The organism is Pseudoxanthomonas putridarboris (assembly GCF_038321125.1).
GTDB lineage: Bacteria > Pseudomonadota > Gammaproteobacteria > Xanthomonadales > Xanthomonadaceae > Pseudoxanthomonas_A > Pseudoxanthomonas_A putridarboris.
The window spans coordinates 579,293-597,196 of sequence record NZ_JBBWWT010000001.1 but is presented as its reverse complement, the minus strand read 5'-3'; the positions used below and the strand labels follow the sequence as shown (position 1 = coordinate 597,196).

The window sequence follows — 17,904 nt, the reverse complement described above, 5'->3', positions numbered from 1 at the left end:
CATGGCGTTCTCGATACGGCAGTACTGGGACCTGACCAAGCCGCGGGTGGTGGCGCTGATCGTGTTCACCGCGCTGGTGGGCATGTTCCTGGCCATCGACGGCCTGCCCAACGCCGCGCAGGCGCTGCGCGGCGCGCTGGGCTTCCTCGGCATCTGGCTGGCCGCATCCAGCGCGGCCGCCATCAACCAGCTGCTGGATTCGCGCATCGACGCGAAGATGGCGCGCACGTCATGGCGACCGCTGGTGCAGGGCCAGGTGAAGCCGTGGCAGGCACTGGTGTTCGCGCTGGCGCTGGCGGCGCTGTCCATGACCGTGCTGGTGGTGTGGGTCAACACCATCACCGCGCTGCTGACCTTCGCCTCGCTGATCGGCTATGCGGTCATCTATACGGTGTATCTGAAACGCGCCACGCCGCAGAACATCGTCATCGGCGGCATCGCCGGCGCGGCGCCGCCGCTGCTGGGCTGGGCCACGATGACCGGCATGCAGGGCGAGTGGGACTGGCCGTACGCCTTGTTGCTGGTGCTGATCATCTTCGTCTGGACGCCGCCGCATTTCTGGGCGCTGGCGATCTTCCGCCGCGAGGACTACGCGCGCGCGCTGGTGCCGATGCTGCCGGTGACCCACGGCGTGACCTACACGCGCTGGCAGATCCTGTTCTACACCGTGCTGCTGGTCGAGGTGACCGTGCTGCCGGTGGTGTTCGGGATGAGCGGCTTCTTCTACCTGGGCGGCGCGCTGGTGCTGGGCGCGGTGTTCCTGTGGTACGCGTGGCGCCTGTTGGACCCGCCCGACGAGTTCTTCGCCATGCGCGTGTTCAACTATTCCATCGTCTACCTGATGGCGCTGTTCGCCTTCCTGCTGGCGGACCACTGGACGATGCCGCTGCTGCAGCCGGCGGTCACGGCCGGCATCGAATTCGTCCCGGCCCCGTAGGGTGCGCCCCGGCGCACCGTTTCACATTCCGTACAAAAGGGAGCTTTTCGGAAGGCGGGCATGATCGCGCGATGGTGCGCCGGGGCGCACCCTACGGGTCGAGCCGGCTCCTTGTGGGAGCGACGTCAGTCGCGACGAGGCTACCGGTAAAGCTTCATCGCGACTGACGTCGCTCCCACGACAGACATGAGCGACGGCAGCAGGAGCATGCACGGCCTGGCGACCTCGCGCGTCAATGGCGGCCGATGCGTGCCTGCAGCAGCGCGCGCAGTTCGTACTTGTCGGCTTCGTCCAGGCCCATGCTGCGCTGCTTGGCCTGGAGTTCGTCCAGCCGCTGTTGCAGCGTCTGTTTCTCCAACTGCACGGCGGCGTCCAGCAGTTCCGTGCGCCAGCTGTCCTCGTCGCCCGGGATGTCCTGCATGGCGAGTTTCTGCAATGCGTTGAGTTCCTCGCGCTCGGCGAAGTGTTCCAGCAGCGCGCCGGTGGTGATGTCCGGCCGTGCCTGCACGATCACCATCAGTTCCAGCAACAGGTCGATGCCGGGCTGGCGCAGGCCGGAGAAGCCGTGCGAGGACTCGATCGCCAGCGCGAGCGAGGGTTTGTGCAGGAGGCGCAGGATGATGCTGCGCACCAGGCTGGGCTTGTTGGCGCCGCCGGAAGCAGGGCGGCGCGAGGTAGTGCCGCCCTGCGAAGCGGTGCCGGCGGGCGCACGGGCCGCGCCCACGCCGGTGATCTCGGTCAGCCGCTGCCGCATCAGGTCGCCGAAGGCGCCGTCGGGAATCTGCGCCAGCAGCGGCCGTGCGCGCTCGGCCAACCGTGCCTTGCCGTCCAGCGTGGACAGGTTGATCTCCTTCGACAGTTCGTCGAAGAAGAATTGCGACAGCGGCGTGGCCTGTTGCAGGCGCGCATCGAAACCCGCCGCGCCTTCCTGCCGCACGATGGTGTCCGGGTCCTCGCCATCGGGCAGGAACAGGAAGAACGCCTGCCGTCCGTCCTTCATGCGCGGCAGCACCGATTCCAGCGCGCGCCAGGCGGCGCGCTGGCCGGCGGCGTCGCCGTCGAAGCAGAAGTACACGTCCGGCGCGTTGCGGAACAGCAGTTCCGCATGCTCCGGCGTGGTCGCGGTGCCCAGCGTGGCGACCGCTTCCTTCACCCCGTACTGGAACAGCGAGACCACGTCCATGTAGCCCTCGACCACGATCAGCCGCGCGACCTTCTGGTTGGCCTGGCGCACCTGCCACAGGCCGTACAACTCGCGGCCCTTGTGGAACAGCGCGGTCTCGGGCGAGTTGAGGTACTTGGGGCCGTCGTCTTTCTGCAGCACGCGTCCGCCGAAGGCGATCACGCGGCCGCGACGGTCGTGGATGGGGAACATCACTCGGTCGCGGAACTTGTCGTAGACGTGGCCGCGGTCGTTCTTGGAGAACAGGCCGGCGCGGTCCAGCAGCTTCATCCGGCGCTCGTCGGTGCCAAGCGCGTCCTTCAGCGCGGAGAAGCCGTCGGGCGCGTAGCCGATCATGAACTGCGTGCGCGTGCCCGCATCCACGCCGCGGCCATCGAGGTACGCCTTCGCCTTGTCGCTGGTCTCCAGCTGGCGCTGGAAGAAGCGCGCCGCCGCTTCCAGCGCGCCGAACAGGTCGCGGGTATCGTTGTTCTCGTTGCGTTGCTGGGTGTCGCGCGGCACTTCCATGCCGTTGCGCCGCGCCAGTTCTTCGACCGCATCGAGGAATTCGAGGCGGTCGTAGTTCATCAGGAACGACAGCGCGGTGCCGTGCGCGCCGCAGCCGAAGCAGTGGTAGAACTGCTTGGTCGGCGAGACGGTGAACGACGGCGAGCGCTCGTCGTGGAACGGGCAGCAGGCCGAGTACTCCTTGCCCTGCCGCTTCAACGGCACGCGCGCGCCGACCACCTCGACGATGTCCGTCCGGGCGAGCAGTTCGTCGATGAAGGCGTCGGGGATGCGGGCCATGGACTGCATAGGATGCCACGTCGGCGTGGACCGGACCGGTGCGGGAGGGCCCGCCGGCGCCGCGGAGTACCATGGTCCGATGCCTTCCGCGGCCGCCTCCGATCCTCCCGCCACGCTCTCCGACGACGCCCTGCTGGAGCGCCTGCGCCGGGCGGTGGGCGCGGCCCACGTACTGACCGGCGCGCGGGCCACGCGCCGCTTCCGCAAGGGTTACCGGTTCGGGGAGGGCGCGGTGCTCGCGGTGACGCGGCCCGGCACGCTGCTGGAGCTGTGGCGGGTACTGCAGGCGGTGGTGGATGCCGGGCGCATCGTCCTGCTGCAGGCGGCCAATACCGGCCTGACCGGCGGCTCCACGCCGGATGGCGACGGCTACGACCGCGGCATCGTCCTGGTCAGCACGCTGCGACTGACCGGCGTGCAGGTGATCGACGATGGCCGCCAGGTCGTCTGCCTGCCCGGGGCGACATTGGATGTACTGGAAAAGACCCTGGTCCCGCTGGGCCGCGAGCCGCACTCGGTGATCGGCTCTTCCTGCATCGGCGCCTCGGTGCTGGGCGGTGTCTGCAACAACTCCGGCGGCGCGCTGGTGCGGCGCGGGCCGGCCTATACCCAATTGGCGCTGTTCGCCCGGCTCGATGCCGACGGCCGGTTGCGGCTGGTGAACCACCTGGGCATCGAGTTGGGCGATACGCCCGAAGAGATCCTGCAGCGCCTGCAGGCCGGCGACTACCGGGCCGAGGACATCGGCCACGATCCCGCGCTGAGCGCATCGGACCATCGCTACGCCGCGCACGTGCGCCAGGTCGATGCGCCCACCCCGGCGCGCTACAACGCCGATCCGGCCCGGCTGCACGAAGCTTCCGGCTGCGCCGGGCGGCTGGCGGTGTTCGCGGTGCGGCTGGACACGTTCCCGCAGGAACCGGCGTCGGTCTTCTACATCGGCAGCAACGATCCGCACGACCTGACCGGCGTGCGCCGCCACCTGCTGACCGCGTTCGAGCGCCTGCCGATCTCGGGCGAATACCTCCACCGCGACGCTTTCGACATCGGCGCGACGTACGGCAAGGACACCTTCCTGCTGATCGACCGCTTCGGCACCGACAAGGTGCCGGCGGCCTTCGCGCTCAAGAGCCGGATCGACGGCTGGTGCGAGCGCATCGGGTTGCGCGGCGTCACCGATCGCGCGCTGCAGGCGCTGGTGGCGCTGCTGCCGGACCATCTGCCGCGCCGCCTGCGCGACTACCGCGACCGCTACCAACACCATCTCCTGCTGAAAGTGTCCGCGCAGGACGCGGCGACGACGCAGGCGTTCCTGGAGACGTTCTTCGCCGGCCGCGAAGGCGGCTTCTTCGCCTGCGATGCGGACGAGGGCCGCAAGGCCTTCCTGCACCGGTTCGCCGTCGCCGGTGCTGCGGTGCGGTACCGCGAAGCGCATCGTGCGGAGGTCGAGGACATCGTCGCGCTGGACGTGGCGTTGCGCCGCGACGACCGCGACTGGGTGGAAACCTTGCCGGAGGACATCGAAGGCGCGATGGTGGCCAAGCTCTACTATGGCCACTTCTTCTGCCACGTGTTCCACCAGGACTACATCGTGAAGAAGGGGATGGACCCGCTGGCCGTCGAGCACCGCCTGTGGTCGCTGCTGGACGCGCGCGGCGCCGAGTATCCGGCCGAGCACAACGTCGGCCACCTCTATCGGGCCAAGCCCGGACTGGCGGCGTTCTACCGCCGCCTGGACCCGACCAACAGCCTCAATCCGGGAATCGGCCAGACGTCGAAACATCGGGACTGGGCGACTGACTGAGCGTCCCTGTCGCCTGGGGGGCCGCCAGCGGATGCGCGTGCTGGCGTTCGTCGATCACCGCCGTCAGCAACGCGCCGACGAAGAACACCACGCTGGCGTAGTAGATCCACACCAGCAGCAGCACCAGCGCGCCCATCGAGCCGTAGGCGCTGCCGGGCGCGGCCTGCGCCAGGTAGAGGCCGATGAGGTAGCGGCCCAGCGAGAACAGCAGCGCGGTGATGACGCCACCCAGGAAGGCTTGCCGCCAGGCGACGCGGCGGTCCGGCAGGTAGTGGTAGAAGAACGCGAACGCCAGCGCGTACAGCAGCAGCGTGATGAGGTAGCCGATCGCGGGCAGTACCGAGGGCAGGCGGGCGAAGGCCACCTGCAGGGCGGTGGTGGCGATCATCGACACCACCAGCAGGAAGCCGATGGCCAGCACCACGCCCAGCGAGAAGACGCGCTTGCGCAACCAGGCCCGCATGCCGCTCAGGCGCTGCGCGTCGGTGCGGAAGATCAGGTTCAGCGCGCCCTGCAACTGGGCGAACACGATCGTGGCGCCGACGAAAAGCAGGGCGGTGCTCCACAGCCCCGCCAGCGAGCCCACGTCGGGCTGGTCGCTGGCGTTGCGGATCACCGTCTCGGCGACGGTGGCCGCGCCGGGACCCGCCAGCAGGTCGATCTGCTCCACCAGCGACTGTTGCGCGGGCGGATACAGCGAGGCGGTCAGCCACAGCAGCAGCACCAGCAGCGGCGCCATGGACAGCAGCGCGTAGAACGAGAGCGAGGCCGCCTGCGTCATCAGGTCGCTCTCGACGAAGCGCCGCACCAGCGCGGCGGGCAGGCTGCGCATCGCGCGGTCGCCGACGTGGCGTGCGCGCGAGCGGAGAGTCTGGAAGCGTGCGGATGGGTTCACGGCCGAAGCATCGCCCGTGGCATGTCAGCGCTTCGTTACGGCGGCGTCGCGGACCCGTTCACGGCGCCGACGCCGCCAAGGCGCGCAATGCCTCGCCGCTGACGCGCTGCACGGTCCACTCGTCCATGCCCACCGCGCCCAGGCTGCGATAGAAGCGGATCGCCGGCTCGTTCCAGTCCAGCACCGACCACTCGAAGCGCCCGTAGCCGCGTTCCACGGTGAGCTGAGCCAGGTGGACCATCAAGCGCTTGCCGACGCTCGCGCCACGGAATTCCGGGCGGACGAACAGGTCTTCCAGATACAGGCCCGGCAAGCCCATGAACGTGGAGAAGTTGACGAAGAACAGTGCGAAGCCGGCCGGCTGGCCATCGACTTCGGCGATGACCACCTCGGCTGCGGGGCGCGGGCCGAACAGGTGCTGCTCGAGCTGTGCCGCCGTTGCGACGGCCTCGTGCGCCAGCTTCTCGTATTCGGCCAGGCCGCGGATCAGATCCAGGATCAGCGGCACGTCCGCGCGGGTGGCGGGGCGAAGGGTGATGGCGGGTTCGTTCATCGCTTCAGCGTAACCCACGTAGGAGCACCCCATGGGCGCGATGCTTTTGCTCTTTCGTGGAAGAGGCGGAAAAGCAAAGGCATCGCGCCCATGGGGCGCTCCTACGGGGAAATGGGCAGGGGACGGGCGAATTCGTGGCGAGGTGGACCATGCCCACCTTGGCTCAGCCGGCGAACTTCTTCTTCACCAGCGCCGATACCTGGCCCATGTCGGCCTGGCCGGCCAGGCGCGGCTTCAGCACGCCCATCAGCTTGCCCATGTCGGACGGGCCGGTCGCGCCGGTCTCGGCGATGGCGGCCTCGATGGCGGCCAGGATCTCGGCCTCGCCCAGTCTTGCCGGCAGGTATTGCCCGATCACCACGATCTCGGCGCGCTCGATGGCGGCCAGGTCCTCGCGCTTGGCGGCCTCGTACTGGTTCACCGAATCCTTGCGCTGCTTGACCATCTTCTCCAGCACGGCCAGCACGGCGGCATCGTCCAGTTCGATGCGCTCGTCGACCTCGCGCTGCTTGATGGCGGCGTTGATCAGGCGGATGACGGCCAGGCGATCCTTCTCGCCGGCCTTCATGGCGGCCTTCATGTCGTCGGTGAGCTGCTGTTTCAGGGACATGGGCTTATCTCCAGGTGATGGCGGGACCAGGGCGGACAGGGGAGAAACGCAAAAAGCCGGCTACGCTTGCGCGTGCCGGCTTCTGCGGAGCTTCCTTGAAAGTCCGCGCGGGCGCGCGGCTTTTGCGGAAGGACCCGCGTAACGATCAGTACAGGCGCTGGCGCTTGGTGACGTCGCGCGAGCTGCGGCGCAGCTGGCGCTTCACCGCGGCGGCGGCCTTGCGCTTGCGTTCCTGGGTCGGCTTCTCGTAGAACTCGCGCTTGCGGGTTTCGGCCAGAACGCCGGCCTTTTCGCAGGTACGCTTGAAGCGACGCAGAGCAAACTCAAACGGCTCGTTTTCGCGGACTTTGACGCTGGGCATGGAATCTCCGGTACACATGATGACCGGGATCGGCCCGGCGAGCCGCGTATTATAGCGGCTGATCGGGGCGCTGCAACCCACCCCCTGCCCGCCCCGCCTTGCGCCCCCGCCCCCGGAGCCCCAGATTTCCCCCATGCGAGTCCTCGGCATCGAAACCAGCTGCGACGAGACCGGCGTGGCCGTCTACGACACCGGCCTGCCCGGCGCCGCCGGCCTGCGCGCCCACGCGGTCTACAGCCAGATCGCCCTGCACGCCGAATACGGCGGCGTGGTGCCCGAACTGGCCAGCCGCGACCACGTGCGCAAGCTGCTGCCGCTGGTCCGCCAGACCCTGGCCGAAGCCGGCCTGGGCATGCGGGACCTGGACGGCGTGGCCTATACCGCCGGCCCCGGCCTGGTCGGCGCCCTGCTGGTGGGCGCCGGCGTGGCCCGCTCGCTGGCCTGGGCGCTGGACGTGCCGGCGGTGGGCGTCCACCACATGGAAGGCCACCTGCTGGCCCCGCTGATGGAGGACGACCCGCCGGAGCCGCCGTTCGTGGCGCTGCTGGTCTCCGGCGGCCATACCCAACTGGTGGCGGTGGACGCCATCGGCCGTTACCGGCTGCTGGGCGAGACGCTGGACGACGCGGCCGGCGAGGCCTTCGACAAGACCGCCAAGCTGATGGGCCTGCCCTATCCGGGTGGCCCACAGCTGGCCGCGCTGGCGGAGCAGGGCCGGCCGGGCGCCTTCAAATTCTCGCGCCCCATGACCGACCGCCCCGGCCTGGATTTCAGCTTCTCCGGCCTGAAGACCCAGGTGCTGCTGGCCTGGCGCGACAGCGACCAGAGCGACCGGACCCGCGCCGACATCGCCCGCGGGTTCGAGGATGCGGTGGTGGAGACGCTGGCGATCAAGTGCGAACGCGCGCTGGATGCGGCCGGCAGCGACGTCATCGTCGTCGCCGGCGGCGTGGGCGCGAACAAGCGCCTGCGTGCCCGCCTGCAGGAAATCGCCCGCAAGCGCGGCGGCCGTGCCTGCTTCCCGCGCCCGGCGCTGTGCACCGACAACGGCGCGATGATCGCCTTCGCCGGCGCCCTGCGCCTGCAGGCCGGCCAGCACGAGACCGCCGAAGTGAAGGTCACCCCGCGCTGGGACATGGCGACGTTGCCGCCGTTGGCGGCAGGCCGGGATTCGGGATTGGAGATTCGGGATTCGTGAAAACGGTGGCGCCGTTGTTTTTGCTGATCCCCAATCCCTAATCACAAATCCCCATGGACAAGGTTTTCATCGAAGGTCTCGAAGCGGATGCGGTGATCGGCATCCACGACTGGGAGCGGCGCATCCGGCAGACGCTGCGCTTCGACATCGAGCTCGGCTTCGACAACCGCAAGCCGGCCGCGAGCGACGACGTGGCCGACACGCTGGACTACGACGCCATCAGCCAGCGCGTCACCGCCTACGTGCGGGCCTCGGAGTTCGGGCTGGTGGAAACATTGGCCGAGCGCTGCGTGGCGCTGGTGATGGAGGAATTCGGCGTGGCCTGGATGCGCTTGAAGCTGAGCAAGCCGGGCGCGGTCCGCAACGCCATCGCGGTGGGCGTGATCATCGAGCGTGGCCGCGCCGAATGACGCCTCGCGCGCGCTTCTGCCATGATGGTGGTCCCTGCCTGCTGTCGATTTCCTCTTGAATTCACACCGCTACCTGCTGCTGCTGGGCACCGCCACCGACGAGGAAGGCCGTCTGCGCCAGGCCCGTGATGGCCTGAAACGGCACGGCCGCATCCTGGCGCGCAGCGGCGTGGTGCACGGGCCCAGCGTGGTGGAAGGCGATGCGACCCGTTACGCGAACCAGGCGCTGCTCCTTTCCAGCGAGCTGCCGCGCGAAGCGTTCGCCGACTGGCTGAAGTCGCTGGAGCGCCATCTCGGGCGCCGGCCCGGACAGGCCACCTGCGTCATCGACATCGATCTTGTCGGCGAGTGCGATGCCGGCGGCGCGATGGCGTGGCAGAACGACGCCAAGCTGGACGCGCCGTTGTTCCGCGACCTGGTGGCGAAGGTGCTGCGGCACTGAGTTGAACGCCGCTCGCATGCCGCGCATGTCTGAAACGTCGCGACTTGCGTCGCTCCCACGGTATCGGCTCAGATGAAGACCGACCGTCCGCCATCGATCGCGAGCACCTGCCCGGTGACGTAGGTATTGCCGGTCAGCAGCCAGCGCACGGTGCCGGCGATGTCGTCCGGCGAACCTTGCCGTTGCAGCGCGGTGCGTTCGCGCACCAGCTCCGGCGTTTCCGCCTTCACCGGATTGTCCGACCACAGGATGTTGCCGGGCGCGATGGCGTTGACGCGCACCTCCGGTCCCAGTTCGCGCGCCAGCGACTTGGTCATCATCACCAGCGCGGCCTTGGCCATGCAGTAGACCGTGTGCTGCGGCAACGGGCGCTCGGCGTAGATGTCGGCGATGCTGACGATGGCGCCGCGCGCGGTCTTCAGGTGGGGAGCCGCGGCTTGCGACAGGAAGAACGGCGCGCGCGCGTTGGAGGCGAACAACTCGTCCCACTGCTGCGGGGTGGTCTGGCCGATGGGCGTGGCGTAGTAGGCCGAGGCGTTGTTGACCAGCGCATCCAGCCGGCCGAAACGGCCCACCGTGTTCGCCACGATTTCCGGCAGGCGGTCGAATTCGGACAGGTCGGCCCGCAGCGTCAGTACGCCGCCGGGCCGCGTCGCCTCCAGTTCCGCGGCCAGCGCCTGCATTTCCGTTGCGGAGTTGCGGTAGTGCAGGGCCAGGTCGTAGCCGTTGGCGTACAGCTGGCGGGCGATGCCGGCGCCGATGCGCTTGGCGCTGCCGGTGATCAGGGCGACAGGGCGTTGATCGGCCATGGCGGGTTCCGGGTTGCTGTGGATCGTGCGGGGATTGTCGCCGCATTGGCGGCCGCTGTCCGTTCCCCTGCCTGCGGCGGGATGCTTGACGCCCATCGCAGTTCCGTGCATGTTGCGACGCATCACCCTTCGCCGGGGTTTTCCGGCGCGAGGCAGCGGAAAGGACGAATGGACTGGGCGAAGTACCGCACCACCAGCTTCGACGAGCTGATCCAGGCCGATGGCCGGCCGCGCCCCGCCGCGCGCCGGGTGGTCGAGTACCTGGCCGGGTTGTCCAGCCGCGAAATCGCCGAACGCCAGGTCGCCGCCGACGTCGCCGCGCGGGTCATGGGCATCACCTTCACCGTGTACTCCGACGGCCGCAACGTCGACCGCACGCTGCCGTTCGACCTGATCCCGCGCATCATCCCGCTGAAGGAGTGGCAGCGCACAGAGGCCGGGCTGAAGCAGCGCATGCGCGCGCTGAACCTGTTCATCGGCGACATCTACGGCAAGCAGCAGATTGTCAAGGACAAGGTGTTCCCGGCGATCCTGCTGAAGGACTCGGTGAACTTCCGCCCGCAGTGCGTGGGCGTGACGCCGCCGCTGGGCGTGTGGGCGCACGTGTGCGGCTCGGACCTGGTGCGCGACGCCGACGGCACGCTGTACGCGCTGGAGGACAACCTGCGCATTCCCAGCGGCGTGTCCTACATGCTGGAAAACCGCATGGTGGCCAAGCGGGTATTCCCCGAACTGTTCGAGACCAGCTCGATCCTGCCGGTGGACGAATATCCCAGCCAGCTCTACGACACGCTGGCCGCCTTGTCGCCGCGTCCCGGCGACACGCCGGTGATCGCGCTGCTGACGCCGGGCGTGTTCAACAGCGCCTATTTCGAACATGCCTACCTGGCGCAGGCGATGGGCATCGAGCTGGTGGAGGGCAACGACCTGTTCGTGGCCGACGACGATTGCACCTACATGCGCACCGTGTACGGCCCGCAGCGCGTGGACGTGATCTACCGGCGCGTGGACGATCTTTTCATCGATCCGGAAGTGTTCCATCCCGATTCCATACTCGGCGCCCCGGGCCTGATCCGCAGCTGGCGCGCCGGCAAGGTGGCGCTGGCCAACGCGCCGGGCGCGGGCGTGGCCGACGACAAGGTCGTGTTCGCCTACGTGCCCAAGATGATCAAGTACTACCTGGACGAGGATCCGATCCTGCCCAACGTGCCCAGCTACCTGTGCCACAACGCCAGGGAGCGCAAGTACGTGCTGGACAACATCGAGAAGCTGGTGGTCAAGCCGGCCAACGAATCCGGCGGCTACGGCATGCTGATCGGGCCGCGTTCCACCAAGCGCCAGCGCGAGAAGTTCAAGAAGCTGATCCAGGCCAACCCGCGCAACTACATGGCCCAGCCCACGCTGTCGCTGTCCACCGCGCCCATCGTCACCGACGAAGGGCCGTCGCCGCGCCACCTGGACCTGCGTCCGTTCGTGCTGTCGCGCCAGGACATCTACGTGACCACCGGCGGGCTGACCCGGGTGGCGATGGAAAAGGGTTCGCTGGTGGTCAATTCCTCGCAGGGCGGCGGCGCCAAGGACACCTGGGTGGTGGACCTGGAGGAGGGCGACTGATGCTGTCGCGGGTCGCCGACAACCTGTACTGGTTCAGCCGCTACGTGCGCCGCGCCGAGAACACCGCGCGGCTGGTCGGCGTGGGCAGCCAGCTGCAGCTGGACCTGCCGCGTTCGGTGCGCTTCACCTGGCGGCCGATGATCGACACCGCCGGCGCGGGCGAGGTCTTCGCCGAACATTTTCCCGAAGCCGGCGACGATGTCGTCGACTCCGAGGTGGTGCGCTTCCTGCTGCTGGACGAGCGCAATCCGTCCTCCCTGCGCACCTCGGTGGATTCGGCGCGCGAGATCCTGCGCAGCATCCGCGACAGCCTGCCGCAGGATGTGTGGGAGGCGGTCAACGACCTGCACCTCTACATCGGCGTACAGGGCGAGCGCAGCCTCAGCCGGCGCTACCGGGTGGAATTCCTCAACCGCATCATCGACGGCTGCCTGAAGGTCTCGGGGCTGCTGAGCGCCAACGTCAGCCGCGACATCGGCTACCAGTTCCTGCGCCTGGGCACCGCGCTGGAGCAGGCCGACATGACCACGCGCATCATGGACGCGGGCGCGTCCGGCCTGGTCACGCCGCGCAACGAGGAAGACCGCGAGGCGTTCCAGAACATGCAGTGGATGAGCGTGCTGCGTTCGCTGGCGGCGTACCAGATGTTCCGTCGGCACGTGCGCCAGCGCGTCACGGCGGAACTGGCCCTGCGCTTCCTGCTGCAGAACAACGAATTCCCGCGCAGCGTGCAGTTCTGCCTGGCGCGCGCGCAGAGCGTGCTGCCGACCATGCCGTTCCGCCCCGGCGTGGACCGCCATCTCAACCGCGTGATCGGCCTGACCCGCAATGCCGATCCGGCCTACCTGGCGGCGCGCAATCCGGCGGCCTTCATGGACGAAGTCCAGGTGCACCTGAGCGCGCTGCACGACGCCATCGCCGACGGCTATTTCCACGGCTGATACGCTCCCTTGTGGGAGCGACGTGAGTCGCGACCGCGAAAATGAAGATTCAGCCACGGATTGACGCGGATACCACGGATGAAAAGTCTTATCCGCGCCGATAGGCGCCGATCCGTGGCTTCACCTGCTTTTCAGGGATTCCGGTCGCGACTCACGTCGCTCCCACGGGGCGCACCCTACTGCTGGCCCTGCGCGTCGCCGGGGTCCTGCCGCGAGGGCAGGCGACGCGGCGGCATCGGCGGCAGCGGACCGGCGGGCGCTTCGCGTTCGCCCTGCGGTTCCCACGGGAACCGCGGCAGGCTGTGCACGGCCGATTCCAGCTTGCGCGACCAGGTGTCGTGGATCTCGGCGTACAGCGGCGTGTCCGCTTCCAGGCGCATCTTCTGGGTGACCTTCAGGTCGCCCGCGCGCAGCAGGGCCATGTCCACCGGCATGCCGACCGACAGGTTGGAGCGGATGGTGGAATCCAGCGACACCAGCGCGCAGCGGGCGGCGTCCTCCAGCGAGGTTTCCGGGCGGATGATCCGGTCCAGGATGGGCTTGCCGTACTTGGACTCGCCGATCTGCAGGTAGGGCGTCTCCGGCGAGGTGGCGATGCAGTTGCCCAGCGGGTAGACCATGTACAGGCCGGGCCGCTCGCCGGCGATCTGCCCGCCCAGGATCAGCGTGGACTGCACGTTCACCCCGCTCTGCTGCGCGTCGTCGTACATCTTGACCTGGCTGGCGACCAGGGTGTCGCCGACATACTCGGCCACTTCGTACAGGTGCGACAGCGTGCGCAGGCTGCGCGGGGCGTGCGGATCGTCCACGTCGCGTTGCAGGCGCGACAGGGTGAGCTGCGTGGTGGCCAGGTTGCCCGCCGACATGAGGACGAACACGCGCTCGCCGGGCCATTCGAAGACATGCATCTTGCGGTACACGCGCACATCGTCGAACGAAGCGCTGGTGCGGGTATCCGCGGCGAAGACCAGGCCTTCGTTGACTTCGATGCCGACACAATAGGTCATGACGTGTCCGTTGCTGCTGTGCATCACGATTCTATGCGCCCCCCCGCGGCTTGGCTAGGGCTTGCCGGCGGCACGTACAATGGCCGCCGATGTCACGTTCCGGTGCCCCATGCAGGCCGATCTGCCACTTCCCGATGACGATGCGCGGCGCCACAGCGACGGGCTGGCCGCGCTGATCCGCGGCGAGATCGCCGCCAGCGGCGACAGCATCCCGTTCTCGCGCTTCATGGAACGCTGCCTGTATGCGCCGGGATTGGGCTATTACAGCGCGGGCAGCACCAAGTTCGGCGAGGCGGGCGATTTCACCACCGCGCCCGAGCTGGGGCCGTTGTTCGCCAGCTGCGTGGCGCAGGCGCTGGCGCCGGTGCTGCAGCAACTGGGGCCGCAGGCGGAGTTCGTGGAGATCGGCGGCGGCAGCGGCGCGTTCGCCGAGGTCATGCTCAAGCGCCTGCTGGAACTGGACGCGCTGCCCGCGCGCTACGCGATCCTGGAACCCAGCGCCGACCTGCGCGAGCGCCAGCGCGAGCGGCTGGCGCGGCGGCTGATCCCGCCGGTGTTCGACCTGGTGGAATGGCTGGACGCCCCGCCGACGGAGAAATGGAACGGCGTGCTGTTCGCCAACGAAGTGATCGACGCATTGCCGACGCCGCGCTTCACGCTGCGCGATGGCGAGGTGTTCGAGGAGGCCGTGGCGGTGGATGGCGAAGGCCGCTTCATCCGCACCGATCGTCCGGCCGATGCGCTGCTCGCCGCCGCCGTGCGGCATGTGGAACGTTATCTGGAGCGACCTTTCCCCGACGGCTACCGCTCCGAACTGCTGCCGCAGCTACCCTACTGGCTGCAGGCGGTGATGGGCGGCCTGGACGCCGGGGCGATGCTGTTCGCCGACTACGGCTATCCGCGCCGCGAGTACTACCTGGCGGATCGCGACAGTGGCACGCTGCGTGCGTTCTATCGCCACCGCACGCATTCCGACGTCTACCTGTGGCCGGGCCTGCAGGACCTGACCGCGTCGGTCGATTTCACCGCCTTGGCCGAGGCCGGCACGAATGCGGGATTCGACCTGGCCGGCTACACCACGCAGGCCAATTTCCTGCTGGGCAACGGCCTGCAGGAACGGCTGGACGAAGCCGAGGCCCGCGCCGACGAGGCTACGTTGCTGCGGCTCCGCAATGAGGCCAAGCGACTGACGCTGCCCAGCGAGATGGGCGAGCGCTTCCAGCTGATGGGATTCTCGCGCGACGCGGAGTTCGGCGCGGCGTTCCTGATCAACGACCTGAGCTGGCGGCTGTGAACGGCCTGTTCCGCTTGAAGCCGTTCCGCCATCCGCGCCTGTGGCTGGGCCTGTGGCTGGTGGCCGTCGTCTCGGTGGCCGTGTTGTCGCTGGTCAACCTGAGCGGGTTGCCGCCGGTGCCGGAGGGCGGCGACAAGGTCGAGCATTTCCTGGCCTACGCACTGCTTTCGGCGTCGGCGATGCAGCTCTTCGTCGCGCGCAGGGCCTGCATCGTCATGGCGCTGCTGCTGGTCGTACTGGGCGTCGCTCTGGAATTCGCCCAGGGCGCGCTGACCACGACCCGCATGGCCGATCCGCGCGACGCGCTGGCCAACACGCTGGGCGTCATCGCGGGTCTGTCGACGGTATTCACGCCGCTGCGCCATCTGTTGCAGACGCTGGAGGCGCGTTTCATGCCTGTGCGTTCTTGAGGGTGCGCAGGAGGTTGGTCGTTCGTTGCCGGTCGCGATCGTGCGCACGGCGCACGCTACGATTCCTTTGTAGGAGCGCCCTTGGGCGCGATGATTTCCCTCCAAACCTGCCAGGAAGACGCGAAGCATCGCGCCCAAGGGCGCTCCTACAAACCTCCGGCCCTCGTAGGAGCGGCCTCGGCCGCGATGCTTTGCACAGGTATCAGGTATATAGGATTCCCCGCGAACTCCCACAAAATTCCGGATATCTCGGAAAAAGCGCCGGGCTGCCCCGGCGCGTGCCGCAGCGACGATAGCGGCGGCGATCAGCGCGGTCGCAGCGTCACCCGGTCCAGTACCCACATCTGCGGGCGGGTGTCGCCGGTGAAACGCAGGCACAGGTCCTGTTTGCCGCTGGTACCGGCCGGCAGCGGCGCATCCAGTTCGAGGAAGCCGTCCGCATCCGGCGCGGCCGGCATCGGCACGGTCGCCAGCGTGTGGCCCTTGCAGCCGCCGCCGAGGATCTCCAGTTCGCCCAGCGGCGATTTCGCCGGTTCGAAGGTGCGGTGCGGCTCGTCGTGCGCCAGCTGGAAGTAGTACGGGATGCGGCCCGCGCGTACCTTGATCGAGGCGATGCCGTCCAGGTCGGCCTGGTTCCACTGCCAGCAGGGATAGAAGATGGTGGCGTTGAAGATGGCGCGCTCGCCGTCGGCCGGGCCGTCGTCCTCCAGCCGCAGCAGCAGGCGTCCGGTGTCCGGGCATACGGAGAGCGTCTCGTCGGTGCGGGTGAGCATCGACGCCGCGCTCAGGTCGAAGACGGATGCCGGCGCCAGCGCGCGTCCATTCGCGAACACGGCGGCGTGCAGCGTGGTGGGCACCTCGATGTCCAGCGGCGCGTCGTACTTGGGCGATTGCGCGTTGGGTTCGCCGCCATCGGTGGTGTAGTGGATGGCGTAGCCCAGCGCATTGCCCAGCGTTACCCGTGCGGTGCCGGCCGCACGGTCGTCTTCGACCGCGATGGACGGTTCGAACGGCGTGCGCGCATAGGCCAGGCCGATGGCGTCGTAGCGTCGCAACTGCGCCGGCAGGCGCGCGGTGAAGTCGGTGAAGTCCTTCTTCGCGGCCGGTGTCCAGCCGGTCTCCGCCACCGCCGCCAGTCGCGGGAAAGCGTTGTGCTGCAGCCGCGCGAAGGTGCGCGTGTGCTCCGTCCACAGGTTGGCCTGCAGGCCCAGGATGTGGTGCTTCTGGCTGTCTTCCAGCTCGGCCGGCACCGGCTCGAACGCGTAGACCTGTTCCAGCGTGATGGTGGCGGGACGGCCCGGTGGTTCGTTGGGCGAGTCGGTCTGCAGGTAGTCCAGGTAGGTTTCCGACGAGGGCGACATCACCACGTCGTGGCCCTGGCGCGCGGCCTGCAGCCCGCCTTCGATGCCGCGCCATGACATCACCGTGGCCTCGGCCGGCAACTTGGCCTCGAGGATCTCGTCCCAGCCGATCAGGCGCTTGCCATGCCCGGCCAGGAACTTCTCGAGCCGTTCGACCAGGTGGCCCTGCATCGCCATCTCGTCCTTCGCGCCGACCTCGCGCATGCGTTGCTGCACGCGGGCGGAGGCTTCCCACTGGTCCTTCACCGCCTCGTCGCCGCCTACGTGCACGTAGGCGCCGGGGAACAGCGTGACCACTTCGCCCAGCACGTTCTCGAAGAACTGGTAGGTGCTTTCCTCGGTGTTGACCAGATTGGGGAACACGCCCCACTCGCTGGACGGCACCAATGGCGTGTCGATCGTACCGATCTCGGGATAGGCCGCGATGGCCGCCGTCGCATGGCCGGGGACGTTGATCTCCGGGACCACGGTGATGTGGCGCTCGGCGGCGTATTTCACCACGTCGCGGATCTGGTCCTGCGTGTAGAAGCCGCAGTACGGACGCGGCGCGCCCGTCTTCGGGTCCTTGCCGCCGTCTCCGGCGGGGATGCGGCAGCCGCCGATTTCCGTGAGCCTGGGATACTGCTTGATCTCGATGCGCCAGCCCTGGTCGTCGGTCAGGTGCCAGTGGAACGTGTTGAGCTTGTGCAGCGCCATGGCGTCGAGGATTTTCTTCACCTCGTCGACCGACTGGAAGTGGCGCGCCGAATCCAGCATGAAGCCGCGCCAGCCGAAGCGCGGCGCATCCTCGATATACAGCGCGGGCAGGACGATGCGCTCGCCCTGCCCCTGGGCGATGAGCTGCCACAGCGTCACCGCGCCGTAGAACAGGCCGCGCTCGTCGGCGGCCTTCACGGTGATGCCGTCGGTGGCGATGTCCAGCGTATACGCCTCGGGCGAGGCGTCCGGCCTGGTCGCCTCGATCGCGAAGCGGATGCCGCCTTCGCCTTCGCCGGCGGCAAGCTTCGGCTGGGGCTTTCCGGCCATGCCCAGGTAGGCGACGAACCGGTTCGCCACGCGGCTGGCGGCATCGCCTTGGGCATGTACCGGCGTACCGGTCTGCACGGTGAATTGTCCGCTGCGCGTTTCCATCGAAGCGGGAGCGGGCAGCAATGCGGGGGCGATGACGACGGTGCTCTCGTCGCCCGCGCCGTCGTCGGCGCGCGGCGCGCAGGCCGACGTCGCCAGCAACGGGAGGACGATGGCCAGCAGGGCCAGCGCGCGGTACGCGAAGGATCGTTTCATCGGGT

Annotated in this window: 17 protein-coding genes; 9 read left to right on the top strand and 8 right to left on the bottom strand. The window is 68.5% G+C overall.

The window, feature by feature from the left end:
* Position 1 precedes the first annotated feature (1 nt).
* Positions 2-937, top strand: coding sequence for a heme o synthase (cyoE, locus tag AAD027_RS02630; protein WP_341724448.1), 936 nt, complete (start codon positions 2-4; stop codon positions 935-937).
* 232 nt (positions 938-1,169) lie between these two features.
* On the opposite strand, the gene dnaG is transcribed toward cyoE, so the two are convergent.
* Positions 1,170-2,906 (bottom strand): DNA primase, encoded by a 1,737-nt coding sequence (dnaG, locus tag AAD027_RS02625; protein ID WP_341724447.1) that lies wholly within the window; start codon positions 2,904-2,906, stop codon positions 1,170-1,172.
* A gap of 79 nt (positions 2,907-2,985) precedes the next feature.
* Between dnaG and dld the strand changes: the two genes are divergently transcribed.
* On the top strand, positions 2,986-4,710 hold the full coding sequence (gene dld / locus AAD027_RS02620) for a D-lactate dehydrogenase (RefSeq protein ID WP_341724446.1): 1,725 nt from the start codon (positions 2,986-2,988) through the stop codon (positions 4,708-4,710).
* Here dld and AAD027_RS02615 read toward each other — a convergent pair.
* From AAD027_RS02615 to rpsU, 4 genes are all read right to left on the bottom strand, one after another.
* Entirely contained in the window at positions 4,658-5,542 is an 885-nt protein-coding gene (locus tag AAD027_RS02615) for a YihY/virulence factor BrkB family protein (RefSeq protein ID WP_341724736.1), read from the bottom strand. The two genes, dld and AAD027_RS02615, sit on opposite strands and share 53 nt — an antisense overlap.
* A gap of 121 nt (positions 5,543-5,663) precedes the next feature.
* Positions 5,664-6,158 (bottom strand): GNAT family N-acetyltransferase, encoded by a 495-nt coding sequence (locus tag AAD027_RS02610; protein WP_341724735.1) that lies wholly within the window; start codon positions 6,156-6,158, stop codon positions 5,664-5,666.
* A gap of 163 nt (positions 6,159-6,321) precedes the next feature.
* The gene (locus AAD027_RS02605; protein ID WP_341724445.1) at positions 6,322-6,768 is read right to left on the bottom strand and encodes a GatB/YqeY domain-containing protein; all 447 of its coding nucleotides are present in this window, start codon (positions 6,766-6,768) and stop codon (positions 6,322-6,324) included.
* A 145-nt stretch (positions 6,769-6,913) separates the two neighbouring features.
* On the bottom strand, positions 6,914-7,129 hold the full coding sequence (gene rpsU / locus AAD027_RS02600; RefSeq protein ID WP_002808376.1) for a 30S ribosomal protein S21: 216 nt from the start codon (positions 7,127-7,129) through the stop codon (positions 6,914-6,916).
* Between the two features lie 133 nt (positions 7,130-7,262).
* Between rpsU and tsaD the strand changes: the two genes are divergently transcribed.
* The 3 genes from tsaD to AAD027_RS02585 are packed head-to-tail and all read left to right on the top strand — an operon-like array spanning position 7,263 to position 9,179.
* A complete protein-coding gene (tsaD, locus tag AAD027_RS02595; RefSeq protein WP_341724444.1) occupies positions 7,263-8,327 on the top strand; it encodes a tRNA (adenosine(37)-N6)-threonylcarbamoyltransferase complex transferase subunit TsaD in 1,065 nt (354 codons plus the stop codon).
* A gap of 53 nt (positions 8,328-8,380) precedes the next feature.
* Positions 8,381-8,737: a dihydroneopterin aldolase gene (gene folB, locus AAD027_RS02590; protein WP_341724443.1), complete on the top strand. Its 357-nt coding sequence runs from the start codon at positions 8,381-8,383 to the stop codon at positions 8,735-8,737.
* 55 nt (positions 8,738-8,792) lie between these two features.
* A complete protein-coding gene (locus tag AAD027_RS02585) occupies positions 8,793-9,179 on the top strand; it encodes a 2-amino-4-hydroxy-6-hydroxymethyldihydropteridine diphosphokinase (protein WP_341724442.1) in 387 nt (128 codons plus the stop codon).
* Positions 9,180-9,247: 68 nt separating this feature from the next.
* On the opposite strand, the gene AAD027_RS02580 is transcribed toward AAD027_RS02585, so the two are convergent.
* Positions 9,248-9,988, bottom strand: a complete 741-nt coding sequence (locus AAD027_RS02580) for a pteridine reductase (protein WP_341724441.1) — start codon at positions 9,986-9,988, stop codon at positions 9,248-9,250.
* A 168-nt stretch (positions 9,989-10,156) separates the two neighbouring features.
* Between AAD027_RS02580 and AAD027_RS02575 the strand changes: the two genes are divergently transcribed.
* Both AAD027_RS02575 and AAD027_RS02570 read left to right on the top strand, forming a co-directional pair.
* On the top strand, positions 10,157-11,602 hold the full coding sequence (locus AAD027_RS02575) for a circularly permuted type 2 ATP-grasp protein (RefSeq protein ID WP_341724440.1): 1,446 nt from the start codon (positions 10,157-10,159) through the stop codon (positions 11,600-11,602).
* Positions 11,602-12,543 (top strand): alpha-E domain-containing protein, encoded by a 942-nt coding sequence (locus AAD027_RS02570; protein ID WP_341724439.1) that lies wholly within the window; start codon positions 11,602-11,604, stop codon positions 12,541-12,543. Before AAD027_RS02575 ends, AAD027_RS02570 begins: the two co-directional genes overlap by 1 nt.
* A 176-nt stretch (positions 12,544-12,719) precedes the next feature.
* On the opposite strand, the gene AAD027_RS02565 is transcribed toward AAD027_RS02570, so the two are convergent.
* Complete coding sequence (locus AAD027_RS02565; protein WP_341724734.1) at positions 12,720-13,550, bottom strand: proteasome-type protease; 831 nt, start codon at positions 13,548-13,550, stop codon at positions 12,720-12,722.
* Between the two features lie 109 nt (positions 13,551-13,659).
* Here AAD027_RS02565 and AAD027_RS02560 point away from each other — a divergent pair, with 109 nt between their 5' ends.
* The gene (locus tag AAD027_RS02560; RefSeq protein ID WP_341724438.1) at positions 13,660-14,844 is read left to right on the top strand and encodes a class I SAM-dependent methyltransferase; all 1,185 of its coding nucleotides are present in this window, start codon (positions 13,660-13,662) and stop codon (positions 14,842-14,844) included.
* Positions 14,841-15,254, top strand: coding sequence for a VanZ family protein (locus AAD027_RS02555; RefSeq protein WP_341724437.1), 414 nt, complete (start codon positions 14,841-14,843; stop codon positions 15,252-15,254). The genes AAD027_RS02560 and AAD027_RS02555 overlap by 4 nt, the downstream gene beginning before the upstream one ends.
* A gap of 305 nt (positions 15,255-15,559) precedes the next feature.
* Here AAD027_RS02555 and AAD027_RS02550 read toward each other — a convergent pair whose 3' ends face one another.
* The gene (locus AAD027_RS02550) at positions 15,560-17,899 is read right to left on the bottom strand and encodes a family 20 glycosylhydrolase (protein WP_341724436.1); all 2,340 of its coding nucleotides are present in this window, start codon (positions 17,897-17,899) and stop codon (positions 15,560-15,562) included.
* Positions 17,900-17,904 lie beyond the last annotated feature (5 nt).

Bases quoted from the DNA above. Each gene is read 5' to 3' on its own strand.
- cyoE (WP_341724448.1), top strand. From the start codon at position 2: ATGGCGTTCTCGATACGGCAGTACTGGGACCTGACCAAGCCGCGGGTG.
- dnaG (WP_341724447.1), bottom strand. From the start codon at position 2,906: ATGGCCCGCATCCCCGACGCCTTCATCGACGAACTGCTCGCCCGGACG.
- dld (WP_341724446.1), top strand. From the start codon at position 2,986: ATGCCTTCCGCGGCCGCCTCCGATCCTCCCGCCACGCTCTCCGACGAC.
- AAD027_RS02615 (WP_341724736.1), bottom strand. From the start codon at position 5,542: ATGCGCAGCCTGCCCGCCGCGCTGGTGCGGCGCTTCGTCGAGAGCGAC.
- AAD027_RS02610 (WP_341724735.1), bottom strand. From the start codon at position 6,158: ATGAACGAACCCGCCATCACCCTTCGCCCCGCCACCCGCGCGGACGTG.
- AAD027_RS02605 (WP_341724445.1), bottom strand. From the start codon at position 6,768: ATGTCCCTGAAACAGCAGCTCACCGACGACATGAAGGCCGCCATGAAG.
- rpsU (WP_002808376.1), bottom strand. From the start codon at position 7,129: ATGCCCAGCGTCAAAGTCCGCGAAAACGAGCCGTTTGAGTTTGCTCTG.
- tsaD (WP_341724444.1), top strand. From the start codon at position 7,263: ATGCGAGTCCTCGGCATCGAAACCAGCTGCGACGAGACCGGCGTGGCC.
- folB (WP_341724443.1), top strand. From the start codon at position 8,381: ATGGACAAGGTTTTCATCGAAGGTCTCGAAGCGGATGCGGTGATCGGC.
- AAD027_RS02580 (WP_341724441.1), bottom strand. From the start codon at position 9,988: ATGGCCGATCAACGCCCTGTCGCCCTGATCACCGGCAGCGCCAAGCGC.
- AAD027_RS02575 (WP_341724440.1), top strand. From the start codon at position 10,157: ATGGACTGGGCGAAGTACCGCACCACCAGCTTCGACGAGCTGATCCAG.
- AAD027_RS02570 (WP_341724439.1), top strand. From the start codon at position 11,602: ATGCTGTCGCGGGTCGCCGACAACCTGTACTGGTTCAGCCGCTACGTG.
- AAD027_RS02565 (WP_341724734.1), bottom strand. From the start codon at position 13,550: ATGACCTATTGTGTCGGCATCGAAGTCAACGAAGGCCTGGTCTTCGCC.
- AAD027_RS02560 (WP_341724438.1), top strand. From the start codon at position 13,660: ATGCAGGCCGATCTGCCACTTCCCGATGACGATGCGCGGCGCCACAGC.
- AAD027_RS02550 (WP_341724436.1), bottom strand. From the start codon at position 17,899: ATGAAACGATCCTTCGCGTACCGCGCGCTGGCCCTGCTGGCCATCGTC.